Genomic DNA, 14760 nt, shown 5'->3' with positions numbered 1-14760 from the left:
CGTTGATTTTTCGGGTGCCGGAATCCGGAAATGATTTTGCCTTGCGCGACCCTAAACTGAGTCCGCCATCAAGACCGTTGCGCAAAGACGGTCAGGCACGAACCAGTGAACTCCCGGAGACTGTCCCATGACAACAACAATAGAAGAACAGGTCGAACTGCTGCTGAGCGATCCGGCGGCCCTGGTCGGGCATAACCTGCAAAACTGGAAGCAGATGCCGGCCGAACAGATCAATAAGCTGCAGCTGGCCGGGCTTAAGCGCCGTTTCGCACAGATGCGCGACCGTGTCGCGGTCCTGAAAAAACTGGCAGATGCCGAGGGCATCGAGAGCATCGAACAACTGGACGACGTCGTTCCCTTGCTGTTCGAGCACACTCTGTTCAAGTCCTACCCGCCATCACTGCTGGAAAAGAACAATTTTGCCGCGATCAACAAATGGCTGGGCAAACTGGTGCTTCCTGAGCTGGCGGAAAAAATCGCCGCGGTCGATGTCGGTTCCTGCAAAGGCCTCGACGATTGGTTCGAAACCATGGACAGCGCCATACCCGAGTTGTGCCTGAGCCACACCTCGGGAACCTCCGGCACCCTGTCTTTTTTGCCCTGTAGCGCCCGTGAGTTCGAAAAAGCTTCCCAGGTACGCAAACTCTACGCCTGGAACATGAACGGCGCGGATACCCCGGACCCGGACCTGCACACCGCGTATCCGTACTACCGCAAAGGCTACCTCAGCCATCTGCGCGGCATGGGTTCGCTGGTGCGGGTGCTGCTGCCCGATCTCTCACACTTCCACCCGGCTTATCCGTCGACCCTGTCCAGCGACGTGTTGCGCCTGGGTGCCAGACTGCGGGCCGCCCATGCCAATGGCACGCTGGATCGCCTGGTGGTGGCGCCAGAGCTGCTGGCCAAGAAAAAAACCTTCGATCAGCAACAGGCCGAGATGCCACAGCACCTGGCGGCATTTTTCGATGACATCGCTACCCGCCTGAAGGGCAAGCGCGTGTATATCGGCGGCACCTGGAATCTGCTGCACAACATGGCCGTGGCCGGTCTGGAGCGTGGCCTTGAAGGGGTGTTCCATGCCGATTCCTACATCATCACCACCGGCGGCGCCAAAGGGGTCGTGCCACCCGAGAACTGGCGCGAAGACGTCATGCGCTTTCTGGGGGTGAAGACGCTTAACGAGTCCTATGCAATGTCGGAGGTCGTCAGCGGCTCGCACCTCAAATGCGAGCAGGGCAACTACCACTTCTCGCACACCGCGATTCCTTTCCTGCTTGATCCCGAAACCAGTAAGCCGCTGCCGCGACACGGCCGTCAGACCGGGCGCGCGGCGTTCTTTGATCTCGGCGCAGATATCCATTGGGGCGGCTTCATCACCGGCGACGAAGTCACCATCGAGTGGGATGAGCCCTGCACCTGTGGCCGCCACAGCCGTTACGTGGTCGGTGCGATCCAACGCTACAGCGAAAAGAACGGCGGGGACGACAAGATCACCTGCGCCGCATCCGAACAGTCTCATCGCGAAGCGATGGACTTCCTCAACACCCTGGAAGGCTGAGCCATGACCCATCCCATTGCACCGATGATCATTCGTGGTCAGATCATTACCGACAACCTGATTGAAGTGGGTGGGCGTGGCGGCGACCTGAGCTTCCTCACCCCCGACGCAAGCAAATACATCGACCAATTGCCGCTGGGCAATCCGGCCAGGCTCGCCGACCTGTATACCTTGAGTTTCGATGACATCCTCGATTACGCCGTCGAACTCGGTAAACGCCTGGCGCTGGACAAAAACCAGTACCTGCAGGAAGCCTGCGAACTGTCGTACCTCACCGCGCCCACCACCCCGACCATAGTCAAGGGCTCCTACATGGGCCTGCCGCATATGCTGACCCGTGAATTCATCACCGAGATGGCGGAAACCACGATCGGTATCCCATACCTTGAAGGCTGGGTACCGCAGACACTGCTCGACGGCACCGAACTTGAGGTGCGTTGCTTCGGTGCACGCACCCTGCACATCGTCGCCGGTAATGCGGTGTCCCTGTCGTTGTGGACCATCATCCGCAACATGGTCTTGCGCAGCGACGCGATCATCAAGGCGCCGTCCAACGACCCGTTCACCGCGCTGGCCATTGCCCGCACCATGGTCGACATGGCCCCTGATCATCCGCTGACTAAACACCTCTCGGTGGCCTACTGGAAGGGCGGCGACGAAGCGTTCGAGCAGCGCCTGTACCAGCCGCAAAACCTGGAGAAAATCGTCGCCTGGGGCGGATTCGCTTCCATGAAGCACGTGACGCGCTACATCCAGCCCGGCCTGGAGCTGATCTCCCTCGACCCCAAACGCAGCGCCAGCATCATCGGCCAGGAGACCTTCGACAGCGAAGCGAACATGCGCGAAGCGGCGGTGCGCCTGGCGGCCGACATCGGCGCGATCAATCAGAAGGGCTGTGTTTGCGCTCGGGTGGTCTATGTGCAAAGTGGCACCGACGAACAAGGCCTGGAAAAACTGAACACGTTTGGCCAGTACGTCTATGCCGCGATGATCGGCTTGCCCAATACCCTGAGCACGACCCCCAAGCGTTACGACCAGGGCTTGAAGGCGCATGTCGACGCGCTGCGCCTGGATGACGAGTGGTACAGGGTTATCGGCGGCAAGGAAGGTGAGGGCGCGATCATCTGTTCACAGTTACCCGAACCAGTGTCTTTTTCCGCCAGCCTGGATGACCGCACGGCCAACCTGGTGCCGGTCGATGATCTGAGCGAAATGATGGCTGCGGTTGACGCCTATACCCAGACCGTCGGTGTCTATCCGGAAAGCATCAAGGATCAGCTCAAGGATGTGCTGCCGCTGTATGGGGCTCAGCGCATCGTTTCCCTGGGATACGCCGCCGCCATGAAGTTTGCCGCGCCACAGGATTCCATCGAGCCGATGCGGCGCATGGGCAAGTGGATCTCCAATCAGATCGCCGCGCCACAAACCAGCGCCGCGCCGTGGTTGCGTCCGTCGATTTGACTCAAATCCCATGAACACCACATACCCCCTGTAGGAGCGAGCCTGCTCGCGATGGTCGTTAAAGATGACGCGGGCTGCCTGAATGCCTGCGTTGTCTGGACGTTTTTCGCGAGCAGGCTCGCTCCTACAGGGGGAGTGTTGTTCATTCAACCTCTGGAGACATGAACATGACCACCTGCATCGGCTATGGCGTCCACGAAGCCAACGCCCCGCTCGAACCCCTGCGTTTCGAACGCCGAACCTTGCGCGAAGATGATGTCGCCATCGACATCGACTATTGCGGCGTCTGTCACTCAGACATGCATTACGTGCACAACGACTGGAAAAGCACGCGTTTCCCTTGTGTACCGGGCCATGAAATCGTCGGCCGGGTCACCGCCGTCGGGTTGGCCGTCAGCCGATATCGCCCTGGCGATCTCGTTGCCGTGGGTTGCCTGGTCGACAGTTGCCAGCAGTGCGCGGCCTGCGAGCAGCATCAGGAGCCGCATTGCACCCTGGGCATGACACCAACCTATAACGGCCTGGACCGTATCAGCGGTGAAGTGACCCGCGGTGGCTACGCCCAACATATTGTGGTGCGTGAGTCATTCGTATTGCGGGTACCGCCTTCGCTGGACCCGCGCTTCACTGGTCCATTGCTGTGCGCAGGCATCACCGTCTGGACACCAATGCGTGAACACGGGGTCAAGGCCGGTACGCGTCTAGCGGTGGTCGGGTTGGGCGGACTGGGGCATATGGCGGTCAAACTGGGGGTGGCATTGGGCGCCGAAGTCACGGTGATTACCACTTCGCCAGGCAAGGCTGACGATGCTCGCGCCCTGGGCGCGCACCATGTGCTGCTATCCAGCGAACCCCAGGCCATGAAAGGCGCCGCGAGCAGTTTCGATCTGATTCTGGACACTATCCCGCGCACCCATAACGTCAATCCTTACCTGATGCTGCTGGCCCGCCAGGGTACGCTGGTGCTGGTCGGCGCCCTGGAGCCGCTGGAGCCGATACACGGGGCCTTGCTGGCGGTGAACAACCGCTCGATTGCAGGCTCGTTGATCGGCGGGCTGGAACAGACCCAGGAACTGCTCGACTTCTGTGCCACGCACCGGGTGCTGCCCGACTGCGAAATGATCGACATAAAGGACATCAACCAGGCGTTCACGCGCATGCAGAACAATGATGTGAAGTATCGATTCGTGATCGACATGGCGTCGCTCATGGATGTCGAGGTGGCCTGAGGTTACGTTCCCATCTTGTTTGTCTGCCATACCTCCCTTAACGGGAGGGGCGGTATGGCGCTGGCAGAGGCATAACGGTTCATTCATGGACCACGATGGAGAATAACAATGACAGTAACTTCACGTTTGGCGCGTGGCAGTGGCATCTTTGTCGCTTCCTTGCTCGCAGGGGCGATCCAGTGCGCCAGTGCCGTCGCCGCCGAATCGCCCGTTACATCACCACCTGTCTTCGCTGACCAACAGGTCAGCGATGCCTATATCTACCTGCTCGGGCGTTTGCTCGTCATGCGCCAGCAGCAGCTGGATTTTCAGGAGGGCATGACCTGGAACCACTTGGTGCACCGAAAACCCGGTGCGGTTGACTGGCCCAATCCCAATCTCGACGTCGCCTATTCGGAGGCCTGGGTGGCCGTCGATGAGCACAGTTGTACCCAGGTGAGCGTGCCGAAGATCACCGATCGTTATTACACGGTGCAACTGCTCAATGGCTGGGGGGAAACCCTGGCCAATATCAATGAACGCGCGTTCGCTGACCATCCGGATGGAGAGTTCGCGGTGTGCCTCAAGGGCGCGAAAGTGGATTTGCCGGCCAATACCCGGCGAATCGACCTCCCGGTACGCACGGCACGCGTGTTGTCGCGGGTGGAACTGGGCTCGGATTGGAACGTCGCCGAGCGACTGCAACATCAGTTCAGCATGCGACCTACAGGCACGCCTCAATTGCCGCCCGTGCCGAAGGCGCCAATATTCGAGTTGTATAAGCTACCCACGGTGGAAGCGTTCGATACCGCTTCGGTGGCGCTTGAGGAGCCTGACCTCAATCCGGGCATGCAGACGCTGCAAGCTCAGGTGCGTGGCATTGCCGAGCAGATCAAACAACCCGGCGAGCGTGCGCGTATTGACCAGCAAATCAAGACGCATGCCTTTGCCAATCTTGCCAGCGCAGCGTCCACCATCGGACCGGGCACATTGCGCGATGGCTGGGTTCGGCCTGCGACTTCGGGCGCCTACGGCAGCGATTATCTGACCCGGACGCTGATCGACCTTGGCGGCATCTGGGCTAATACCAGTGCGGAGGTCAACTATTACCGTGGGGCGCGGGATGCTGACGGAAAGGTCCTCGATGGCGGGCACAGCTACTCACTGACATTCCCTCGTGAACAATTGCCCTCCGGTTTTGCACGGTACTTCTGGTCCGTCACGGCCACCAACAGCAAAACGTTCCGGGTGCTGCCCAATTCGCTTGACCGGTTCTTGCTGAACAATCAATCGGACCTGCACTACAACGCCGACGGCTCCCTCACGCTGTATTTCGGACCGCAACTGCCACCTGGGGCGGCCCAGAACAACTGGCTGCCGACTGTGGCAGGCGAGCCGTTCCGGTTGATGCTGCGCTACTACGGCGCCAAGGGGCCGGTGGCCAGCGGCGAGTATTTCCCACCCGCGCTGGTGCGGCTATGAAACGCCTATCTACTATTACCAAGGACAAACCAATGAACGAATGGAAAGTGCTGCTGGCGTCTTGCGCGTTGCTGGCGACCGGTCTTCCCGCCGCACATAGTCAGGTATTGCCGGGCGCGCAGGTACCGGTAACGGTCGACAATTTTGCCCGAGCCGAGTCTGATCGGTATTTCGCCATGACCATCAAACGGGCAGCAGGGCTGGGCCAGTTCTTCCATTGGCGGCAACTGGTCCCCGCAGGCGCCCAGACCGTCGTGCGGCCCAACCGCGATACGCTTTATTCCACCGCAGTCTTCGATCTGGATGCCGGGCCTGTCAGCATCACCCTGCCGAATGCGGGCAAGCGCTATATCTCGTTGGCCCTGATCAACGAAGACCATCATGTGGTGGATGTTGATTATGCCGCCGGCCAGTACACCGTGAGCCGGGCGCAGGTGGGCACCCGCTACGTCATGCTCGGTGTGCGGATCCTGGTGAATCCGGCTGATCCTGCGGACCTGAGCCAAGTCCATGCTCTGCAGGACGCCATCGCCGTGACCCAGGCCAATGGGCCGGGGCGCTTCGACGTGCCGGAGTGGGATGAATCGAGCCGGGCCAGGATTCGCGATGCGTTGGCCGTTTTGGGCCAGTCGCTGGACGATTCAAGGGATATGTTCGGCAAGACCTCTGACGTGGACCCGGTACGGCACTTGATCGGCAGCGCAACCGCATGGGGCGGCAATCCGCAGAAAGACGCGTTTTACCAAATCGTCACACCTGAACGTAACGATGGTCTGACCCCTTATCGCCTGGTCGTGGACCAGGTACCGGTTCAAGCCTTCTGGTCGATCAGTGTTTACGATGCCGATGGCCGGTTTCGGCCAAATGCTCTTGAGGCCTACACCCTCAACAATCTGACCGCGAAGAAAGACCAGAGCGGGCGAGTGTCCGTGCAGTTTGGCGGTTGCACGGCCAGCACGGACAATTGCCTGCCGATCATGCCGGGGTGGAACTACATGGTGCGGTTCTATCTGCCGCAGAAGTCAATTCTGGACGGCAGCTGGAAATTGCCCCAGGCACAGCCGGCATCCTGAGGGACAAGAACATACTGTGGGAGATGCTTGCTCGCGATGGACGTCAACGATGACACGGGATTTCTGAATGACCGCGTTGTCTGCACGTTTTTCGCGAGCAGGCTCGCTCCTACAGGGAACAAGTCGACCGAAAATAGCTACGCCAAACCAGTCCCACCTGCAAGATAACCCGCAAAAAAAGCCCCGATGTCCCCAGCCTGACCAAGGGCGGTAGGGGACATCAGGGCGAAAACGAAGGGGTAAACGTTCAGAACAAACAGCGAATCAGGACACGCAACGCGTCTTGTCTTTCCAGTACTTTTCACGCACCTGACGGCGCAGCACCTTACCCACGACACTGAGCGGGAGGGCGTCGACAAACTGGACGGACTTGGGTGCCTTGAAGCGACCCAGGCGCCCCTTGACGTGCTCGATCAACGCATCGACCGAGACGATCTGGCCATCCTTGAGGATCACTTCGGCATGCACCGCCTCACCCCACTCTTCATGTGGAATACCCACGACGGCCGAGTTCAACACCGCAGGGTGGGCATTGAGCGCCGCCTCCACCTCGATGGCGTACACGTTGAAACCACCGGTGATGATCATGTCTTTCTTGCGGTCAACCAGGTACAGAAAGCCCTCCTGATCGATGTAACCCAGGTCGCCGGATTTCCAGTAACCATTGTGGAATTCCTGCGCCGTGCCTTGCGGGTTATTGAAGTAACCCGAAATGGTGCCCCGGGAACGCACCCACAACTCACCCGTCGTGCCCAAAGGCACTTCCTGACCATTGTCATCGACGATCAGGATCTCCGCGCCGACAGCAATGCGCCCGGCCGAAGACAGTTGTTTATCGTTCTGGGTCAGATGATCGGCCTTGCCGAGCAACGCCACGGCATGCAGGCACTCAGTGGCGCCGTAGATCTGCATGAAAATATTGCCGAAGCGTTCCTGTGCCTGGCGCAGCTTGGCCGGGCTCATCGGTGCTGCCCCGTAGGCCATGGTCTGCAGCGAAGACAGGTCATAATCCCGTGATTCAGGCAATTCCAGCAGGCGATAGATCATGGTCGGCACGAGCAGGGTCATGGTGACCTTTTCTGCTTCGATATTGCGGCACAGGCGGGCCAGGTCCGGGACGTTTTGGGTCAGGGTACAGCCGCCGCGGTACAGCGTCGGCAGCAGCCCCAGTCCGGAGCCATGGCTGATGGGCGCCATGTGCAGGAAGCGGGTGTCCGGCTGATAGGGTTGCTCGGCTTCCAGGTACATCGAGTCGCGCAACGCCATCCAGTTTTCGATGGTATAGGCCACGCACTTGCTCTGACCGGTGGTGCCGCCGGTGAAGCGATAGACCAGCGTGTCCTTTTGAGTGTCGTTGTCGACGCCCGGATTGTGATCCGGCACGCCGTCGAGCAGGTCCCAGAAATACAACAGGCCGGCACGCGGGTGTTCTGGAGGGTCCATGCAGACGACGGTGATGCCCTGATCGTGAAGCGAGTCGAAGTAACGATCGATCAACGCGTTCTCGATGAACACCACTTTGGGGCGCAGGAATTCGATTTGCCAGCGATGCTCTTCGAAAGCGTCGCGATAGTTCGCGTAGGCAGCGGCGGCGTCGCCCTTGAGCGCCGTCCAGGCATGGAACAGCGAGATGTTGTCGTTTTCCAGGATGCACAGGTAGACATCCCCGCGGCGAAGCCCAAGACGCCCGCGCAGCATGTTGACGACGCGGTTGGTCAGCGAGTGGAGTTCACGGAAGTTGTAGCGGCGATTGCGCTCGATGTTGACCAGGGCTTCCCGATCGCCGAACCGCACGGCCAGGTTACCGACCGTGTGTGCGAAGTTCATTATTGTCATTGTTCATTCTCCGTCCGGGCGTGTGGCTGCACGCCCGTTGCGATCATCGTCGCGAGTTTAACCCGAGCGAGGGCCCGGCAATACTCAGGCCTGACGAGCCTTGATGGCCGCCATGGCAGTGTCAATGAACTCCTTGACCTGCGCGTTGGCGTCGAAACGCTCCACGGCAGTGCTCCAGTCGGTGATCTGCGCCATGTGCGCCTCAACGGCTTCCGGTGTCAGATCCTCGTTGCCGATGTACACCGGAGCGGTCTCTTCCATGCGCACGGCGGAGAACACGCCGGCACCGGCCCCGAGAATCAGCTTGGTCGGTGCGTTTTCGCTGACCAGGAACAATGCGCCCGGGGTGACTTGCTCAGGACGGCTGGCCGCCAGCAGTTCGGCCGGCATCACGTCCTCGGTCATGCGGGTGGCCGCCATTGGCGCCAGGGTGTTGACCAGGATGTTGTTCTTGCGGCCTTCGATGGCGAGCATGTTCATCAGGCCCACCACCGCCATCTTCGCCGCGCCATAGTTGGCCTGGCCGAAGTTGCCGAACAGGCCGGCGGCCGAGGTGGTCATCAGAATGCGGCCATAGTTCTGCTCGCGCATCAGCTCCCACACTGCCTTGGTGCAGTTGATCGAGCCCATCAGGTGCACATCGATCACTGCCTTGATATCAGCCATTTCCATCTTGGCGAACGATTTGTCGCGCAGGATGCCGGCGTTGTTGATCAGGATGTCGACGCGACCGAAGGCTTCGACCGTTTGTTTGACCATGGCCTGGACCTGTTCGTAGTCGGCCACGTTGGCGCCGTTGGCAATGGCGACGCCACCGGCCTGGCGGATTTCCTCGACCACCGCCAGGGCGGCGTCAGACGAGCTGCCGGAACCGTCGCGGCTACCGCCGAAGTCGTTGATCACAACCTTGGCGCCGCGCGCCGCCAGGTTCAATGCATGAACGCGGCCAAGGCCGTTGCCGGCGCCGGTGACGATAGCAACGCGATCATCAAAACGAATGGTCATCATATTTTCCTCTGGTGAAATCATAGTAGGTGGAGTGCGGCGCAGGAAATGCGTGGTTTCCAATGAGTCGCCGCCCTCCATAAACGATCAGGCGCGGCCGAAAATGCCGACGTGCTCGGTGGACTCTTCCACACGCCACAGACCGCCGCCGTTGCCTTGCAAGGCGATTCGGGCACCTTCGACCTGACGCGGGCCACAGTTGCCACGCAGTTGCTCGACCAGCTCGAAGATCTGGCCGATGCCGGTGGCGCCGATCGGATGCCCCTTGGACTCCAGGCCGCCGGACGGGTTGACCGGCAACCGGCCACCCAGGGCGCTGTCGCCACGTTCGGCCATCACACCGCTCATGCCCGGTTCGCACAGGCCCAGGGCCTCGATCGCCAGCAGCTCGCCGATAGCGGTGGCGTCATGCACTTCAGCCACATCGACATCTTGCGGGCTGATGCCTGCCTGCTCGAACGCCGCCTTGCCGGCCAGGTGGGTGCAACCTTTGTCGAAGTCTTCGGCTGCCCGGGCCGAGGCAGAGCGCACGACGCTAGCCAGAACCTTGACGGCACGGTTCTTGTTGAAACCGTATTTCTTGAATGCCGATTCAGTGCAGAGGATGACGGCGGCGGCGCCATCGGAAATCGGCGAGCACATCGGCAGGGTGATCGGGTAGGTGATCGGCGGGGCGGCGAGGATTTCCTCAATGCTCATGGCATTGCGGTACTGGGAGCGCTCGTTGTGCACCGAGTGGCCATGGTTCTTCGAGGACACGGCAGCCAACTGGCGCTGGGTAATGCCATAACGCTCCATCAGGCCGCCACGACCCAGGGCCGCGTAGACGTCCATGAACGGGCTGTAAGGTTTTTCCGATTGCGAGCCGGCAGGCGGCACGATGCCCTTGCCCATGCTCGCCAGGTAATGCTTGTTTTCCTCGAAGGTTTCGATGTCCCAGGCGGACTCGAACGCCGAGAACATTTTTGCCTTGTCGCTGTAGAACATCTTCTCGGCGCCCACAGCCAAAGCCACATCGGCAGCACCGGCCTGCAACTGGGTCACGGCCAGGTTGAAGGCATGGCTCGAAGAGGCGCAAGCCCCTTCGATGTTGAAGATCGGGATGCTGTCCAGGCCCAGCGGCAAGAGTGCCACTTGACCACGGATCATGTGCTGGCCATCAAAGTGGCCCTGGGTGCAGTTGCCGAAGAATCCGACCTGGACCCACTTCCGGTCGCAATCGGCATCCTTCAGTGCATCTTCTACCGCCCAGGCGGTCAGTTGCTTGATGGTCTTGTCGGTGTGACGGCCGAAGGCGGTCATGCCGACGCCGACGATGTATACGTTTTCCATGGTTGCCTCGAATAGTTGAGGAAAAAGGCCGGGCACCTGACTCAGTAGCCCTTGAAATCCGGTTTGCGCTTCTCGGCGAAGGCGCGCACGCCCTCGGCCATGTCGTAGGAGCGCTGGTGGTTACGCAGTTCCAGCAGTTCCTGGCGCAACGCGTCGGCGCGGGTCTTGTCGCCAGCTTCGTCGGCCACTTTTTTCATCTTGCGCAGCACTAGCGGGCTTTTTTGCGCCAGTTTGTCGCCCAGGGCCTGGACGCGATCGACCAGTTCCTCATCAGCAACCACTTCGCTGACCAGGCCGTAGTTCTTCATGTCCTGGGCGGGCAGGGCGTCACCGGTGAACAGCATGTATTTGGCGATGTTCTCCGGAATCTTGCGGGGCAATACCGCCGCGCCACCGCCACCGGGGAATACGCCGAAATTGGAGTGGGCATCACCGAAGCGAGCACTTTGCGCGGCAATCACCAGATCGCAGCACAGTACGGTTTCCAGACCACCGGCCAAGGCCATACCGTTGACGGCGGCAATTACTGGCTTGGGAAAGGCACGCAGCGCGTCGAAGAAAGTGACGATGGTGTCCAGCAGGTCTTTCTCGCCAGGCTGTGGTGTGCCGCCGGCCTTGAGGTCAGCGCCGGCACAGAAGGCCGGACCGGTGGCGGTCAGGACCACGACGCGGACCTGATCGTCATGTTCCCAGGCGTTCAGGCGGGCGGTCATGGCCTCCAGCATTTCACGGTTAAGGGCGTTCATGGCTTTCGGGCGGGTCAAGGTGACCCAGCCCACCTGGCCCTTGAGTTCAAAAGAAACGGACTCGCTCATCTCCAATCCTCGATCAACATGCAATTGACGTTTCTGTCTGGATTGGAAATTACGCGAGTCCCTCAGACTCGATCCCCCCCCCTTGCGGACGGGGCGAGCGTCGCTTCGTCTGTTGCAGGATGTGCCGCACATACAGGCAATAAGCCAAAGGGCGGAGACCCAATCATGCAGACAAATGTCATCAACGCCGGCGATCTGTTGGTCGCCACCAAGTTCTCGCCGCCGCGCCTGAGTGCCCGGCATATCCCGCGCGCGCATCTGTTGGCGCGCCTGCGCGAGTCGCAACCGTGCAGTGCCAGCCTGATTACCGGAGGGGCGGGGTTCGGTAAAACGATTCTTCTGGCCCAGTGGCGCCTGGAGTTGATGAAAGCAGGGCTGGATGTAGCCTGGGTTTCGTTCAGCCTTGATGACCGGCAGTTCGCCAGCTTCCTTTCCTATTTACTGGCGGCCTTGCAACGCCTGGGCATCGGCATCGAACAGGATTGGCTCAACAGTGACGGCAGCGAGCAGTCGATCAACGCCTTGATCGCCCTGGTCACCCATGCGGCGCAAAACATTGAAAGAGAGTTGCACCTGCTGCTCGACGATTTTCATCATGTCGATTCTCCGGCCTCACATCGCCTGATGCAGAAATTGTTCGACCATTGTCCGGCCAACCTGCACGTCACCATCGCTTCGCGGACGACACCGCCATTGAGCCTGGGGCGGTTGCGCATGCAGGGGCATGTCGCCGAGATCGATACCGTCGAGTTGCCGTTCGATCTGGACGAGACCCGGGACTTCTTCAAGCAGAACCTCAGCACCCTGGCGCTGACGGCCGACGAGGAACGGTTGATTCATGATTTGACCAATGGCTGGCCCGCCAGCCTGCAACCCATTGCAACCATGTTGCGGGTGCGCCCGACGCGGCGTTCGCAGTTGCGCTCGATCCTGCGCAACTCGGCGGATCTGCAGGCGTACCTGACCGAAGACGTGCTGGCCTGTTTGCCATCCGAGTTGCTGGAGTTCATGGAAAAAGTCTCGATCCTGCGCCGCTTCAACGCCGATCTGAGCGAGTTCGTGACGGGAAGCGCTCACGTCCGGGACATGATCAAGCGCGCCGAAGACGAGAATCTGCTGATTCATCGCATCGAGTCCGATGACAGTACGCCCTGGTATCGCTTTCACCCGCTGTTCGGCGAGTTTCTCATCCAGCGTCTGTTGTGCCACGGCGAGGCTAAGGTCCAGGCGCTTCATCGCCTCGCCAGCCAGTGGTTTGCCGAGCATGATTATCTGGTGGAGGCCGTGCGCCACGCCAACCTGGGCGGTGACCGCGACGATGCCGTCAAGGCCATGGAACAAGCCGCATCGACGACCTGGAGCATGGCTTACACCAGTCCGATGCTGCACCTGCTCGAACGCCTGCCCCAGGACATTTTGTTCGCCCATCCGCAACTGTTCATCATGGGCTGCCTGACGTATGCCTTCACGGCCCGACCGGAAAAGGCCCAGCGCTGGCTGGAACAGATACGCCGCAGCGAGGCGTCGCGCCTGCCGGCGATCTCCTCGAAACTGGTGCTGGCCGATGCCGCCATCGCGTTGCAACTGGATGAGCCCCGCCGGGTCATCGGGTTGCTGGAACCGACCCTTCAGACGCCGCTGGAAAACCACTCCCTGCGCTACATCAGTCTGTCAGCCCTCGCCACGGCCTACCTGTCAGTGGGGCGCCCGGACGACGCCCGAAAGCTTCATGAACAGCATCCCGTTGATCTGAGTCACTGCGACAACGACATGGCGCTGGTCTTTGAAAACACCCGGGCACTGACCAGCCTCAGTGAGGGCAATGCGCAACAGGCACAACGTATCGGGACCAGCGTCAACGCTCGCGCCGAGCAGGCTTATGGCCGTGGCTCGGTGGCGGCCAATCTGTGCGCCGCCACGCTATGCGATGCCTGGTACGAACTGGATCAGCTCGATGAGGCGCTGCAAGTGTTGGCCAATCGCAGCGGTATCTTGCGTTCATCCATGCCTGATGTGATGGGTCGCGCCTCCATCTGCCGTGCGCGTATCACCTTGCAGCGCGAGTCGCCGCAAGCGGCCTTGAACTTTCTCGAAACCCAAAGCGCGCATTTTCATGTACTGGGCCTGGACCGGTTGTTGGCCTTCATGCTGGCCGAGCAAGTTCGCGTGCTGGTGCTGCAAGGAGAAAATCGTCGCGCCAGCGAGCTGGTGACTCGCCTGACGGCCCTGGAAGCATCGCAACGTCCGCACGCAGAGGCGCGCGATGAAATCGCCTGCCAGACCGCCATGTCCAAAGCGCGGCTGGCTCTGGCAATGCGTGATCCGCTCAGTACGCTGGAGCAACTACAGACCGTGATCACCTTCGCCGAACAGTCTGCGCGTGGGCGGTTATTGGTCCGGGCGCGGCTGCTCGGCGCGCAGGCCCACGCCATGCTCGATCAGCCGGAGTCGGCGCGGGCCTACCTGCAACAGGCCGTGGATGCCTGCGCCCGGATGGGGCTGGTTCGGACCCTGCTCGATGAAGGCCCGGCGCTGTTGTCGTTGCTGGCGCAATGGCAGGACGAAATCGCCGGCGACGGTTCAGTCGGCGACTATTTGAACGCATTGCTGTGCCATGAAACGGCTCAGGCGCAGCCCGCGCCAGTGGTGAGCGCGCCAAGGCACTCGAACGAGGGCCCGCGGGCCAGCCTGACACCTCGTGAACTGGAGATTCTCGGGCTGGTTGCCCAAGCCATGTCCAACAAACGAATCGCCCTGACGCTCAACATCACTTTTGGCACCGTGAAGTGGAACGTGAAAAACATCCTCGCCAAATTGGGTGTGTCCAGCCGCTATGCGGCAATCACCCTGGCGCGCCAGCAGGGCATGCTCAAGTGACGGGACGTTGATCGCGGCGTGCGCCCCCTCCCGAGACGGGAGGCGCGTACGTGCGTGGTCAACCCGCATGCTCAGGTCAGCATCGATTTTTTGACCCGGATCAAGAGGAAGAC

Annotated in this window: 10 protein-coding genes; 6 read left to right on the top strand and 4 right to left on the bottom strand. The window is 60.7% G+C overall.

What is annotated here, in order from left to right; translation table 11 throughout:
* The first annotated feature begins 127 nt into the window (after window positions 1-127).
* The 5 genes from HNO86_RS07385 (at window position 128) to HNO86_RS07365 (ending at window position 6782) form a co-directional block, all read left to right on the top strand.
* Entirely contained in the window at window positions 128-1558 is a 1431-nt protein-coding gene (locus tag HNO86_RS07385; protein ID WP_110962893.1) for a hypothetical protein, read from the top strand.
* A 3-nt stretch (window positions 1559-1561) separates the two neighbouring features.
* The gene (locus HNO86_RS07380; RefSeq protein ID WP_175376347.1) at window positions 1562-3019 is read left to right on the top strand and encodes an acyl-CoA reductase; all 1458 of its coding nucleotides are present in this window, start codon (window positions 1562-1564) and stop codon (window positions 3017-3019) included.
* Window positions 3020-3186: 167 nt separating this feature from the next.
* A complete protein-coding gene (locus tag HNO86_RS07375; protein ID WP_175376346.1) occupies window positions 3187-4248 on the top strand; it encodes an NAD(P)-dependent alcohol dehydrogenase in 1062 nt (353 codons plus the stop codon).
* Window positions 4249-4356: 108 nt separating this feature from the next.
* Window positions 4357-5709, top strand: coding sequence for a DUF1214 domain-containing protein (locus HNO86_RS07370; RefSeq protein WP_110962890.1), 1353 nt, complete (start codon window positions 4357-4359; stop codon window positions 5707-5709).
* Window positions 5710-5741: 32 nt separating this feature from the next.
* On the top strand, window positions 5742-6782 hold the full coding sequence (locus tag HNO86_RS07365; RefSeq protein WP_175376345.1) for a DUF1254 domain-containing protein: 1041 nt from the start codon (window positions 5742-5744) through the stop codon (window positions 6780-6782).
* A gap of 264 nt (window positions 6783-7046) precedes the next feature.
* Here HNO86_RS07365 and HNO86_RS07360 read toward each other — a convergent pair whose 3' ends face one another.
* From HNO86_RS07360 to HNO86_RS07345, 4 genes are all read right to left on the bottom strand, one after another.
* Window positions 7047-8618, bottom strand: coding sequence for an AMP-binding protein (locus HNO86_RS07360; protein WP_256672564.1), 1572 nt, complete (start codon window positions 8616-8618; stop codon window positions 7047-7049).
* An 84-nt stretch (window positions 8619-8702) separates the two neighbouring features.
* The gene (locus HNO86_RS07355) at window positions 8703-9623 is read right to left on the bottom strand and encodes an SDR family NAD(P)-dependent oxidoreductase (RefSeq protein WP_175376344.1); all 921 of its coding nucleotides are present in this window, start codon (window positions 9621-9623) and stop codon (window positions 8703-8705) included.
* 87 nt (window positions 9624-9710) lie between these two features.
* Entirely contained in the window at window positions 9711-10955 is a 1245-nt protein-coding gene (locus tag HNO86_RS07350) for a thiolase family protein (protein ID WP_175376343.1), read from the bottom strand.
* 41 nt (window positions 10956-10996) lie between these two features.
* On the bottom strand, window positions 10997-11770 hold the full coding sequence (locus HNO86_RS07345; RefSeq protein ID WP_110962885.1) for an enoyl-CoA hydratase/isomerase family protein: 774 nt from the start codon (window positions 11768-11770) through the stop codon (window positions 10997-10999).
* Between the two features lie 165 nt (window positions 11771-11935).
* Between HNO86_RS07345 and HNO86_RS07340 the strand changes: the two genes are divergently transcribed.
* Entirely contained in the window at window positions 11936-14647 is a 2712-nt protein-coding gene (locus tag HNO86_RS07340; protein WP_175376342.1) for a LuxR C-terminal-related transcriptional regulator, read from the top strand.
* Window positions 14648-14760: the final 113 nt, after the last annotated feature.

It is taken from the genome of Pseudomonas sp. C1C7, from assembly GCF_013359595.1.
In the GTDB taxonomy this organism is placed as follows: Bacteria; Pseudomonadota; Gammaproteobacteria; order Pseudomonadales; family Pseudomonadaceae; genus Aquipseudomonas.
Note: the sequence above shows the minus strand (reverse complement) of the source record. Positions and strands in the feature narration are given on the sequence as shown.

Excerpts from the sequence above, each read along its gene's own strand:
- HNO86_RS07340 (WP_175376342.1), top strand. The coding sequence starts at position 11,936 with ATGCAGACAAATGTCATCAACGCCGGCGATCTGTTGGTCGCCACCAAG.
- HNO86_RS07365 (WP_175376345.1), top strand. The coding sequence starts at position 5,742 with ATGAACGAATGGAAAGTGCTGCTGGCGTCTTGCGCGTTGCTGGCGACC.
- HNO86_RS07385 (WP_110962893.1), top strand. The coding sequence starts at position 128 with ATGACAACAACAATAGAAGAACAGGTCGAACTGCTGCTGAGCGATCCG.
- HNO86_RS07370 (WP_110962890.1), top strand. The coding sequence starts at position 4,357 with ATGACAGTAACTTCACGTTTGGCGCGTGGCAGTGGCATCTTTGTCGCT.
- HNO86_RS07380 (WP_175376347.1), top strand. The coding sequence starts at position 1,562 with ATGACCCATCCCATTGCACCGATGATCATTCGTGGTCAGATCATTACC.
- HNO86_RS07345 (WP_110962885.1), bottom strand. The coding sequence starts at position 11,770 with ATGAGCGAGTCCGTTTCTTTTGAACTCAAGGGCCAGGTGGGCTGGGTC.
- HNO86_RS07375 (WP_175376346.1), top strand. The coding sequence starts at position 3,187 with ATGACCACCTGCATCGGCTATGGCGTCCACGAAGCCAACGCCCCGCTC.
- HNO86_RS07360 (WP_256672564.1), bottom strand. The coding sequence starts at position 8,618 with ATGACAATAATGAACTTCGCACACACGGTCGGTAACCTGGCCGTGCGG.
- HNO86_RS07355 (WP_175376344.1), bottom strand. The coding sequence starts at position 9,623 with ATGACCATTCGTTTTGATGATCGCGTTGCTATCGTCACCGGCGCCGGC.
- HNO86_RS07350 (WP_175376343.1), bottom strand. The coding sequence starts at position 10,955 with ATGGAAAACGTATACATCGTCGGCGTCGGCATGACCGCCTTCGGCCGT.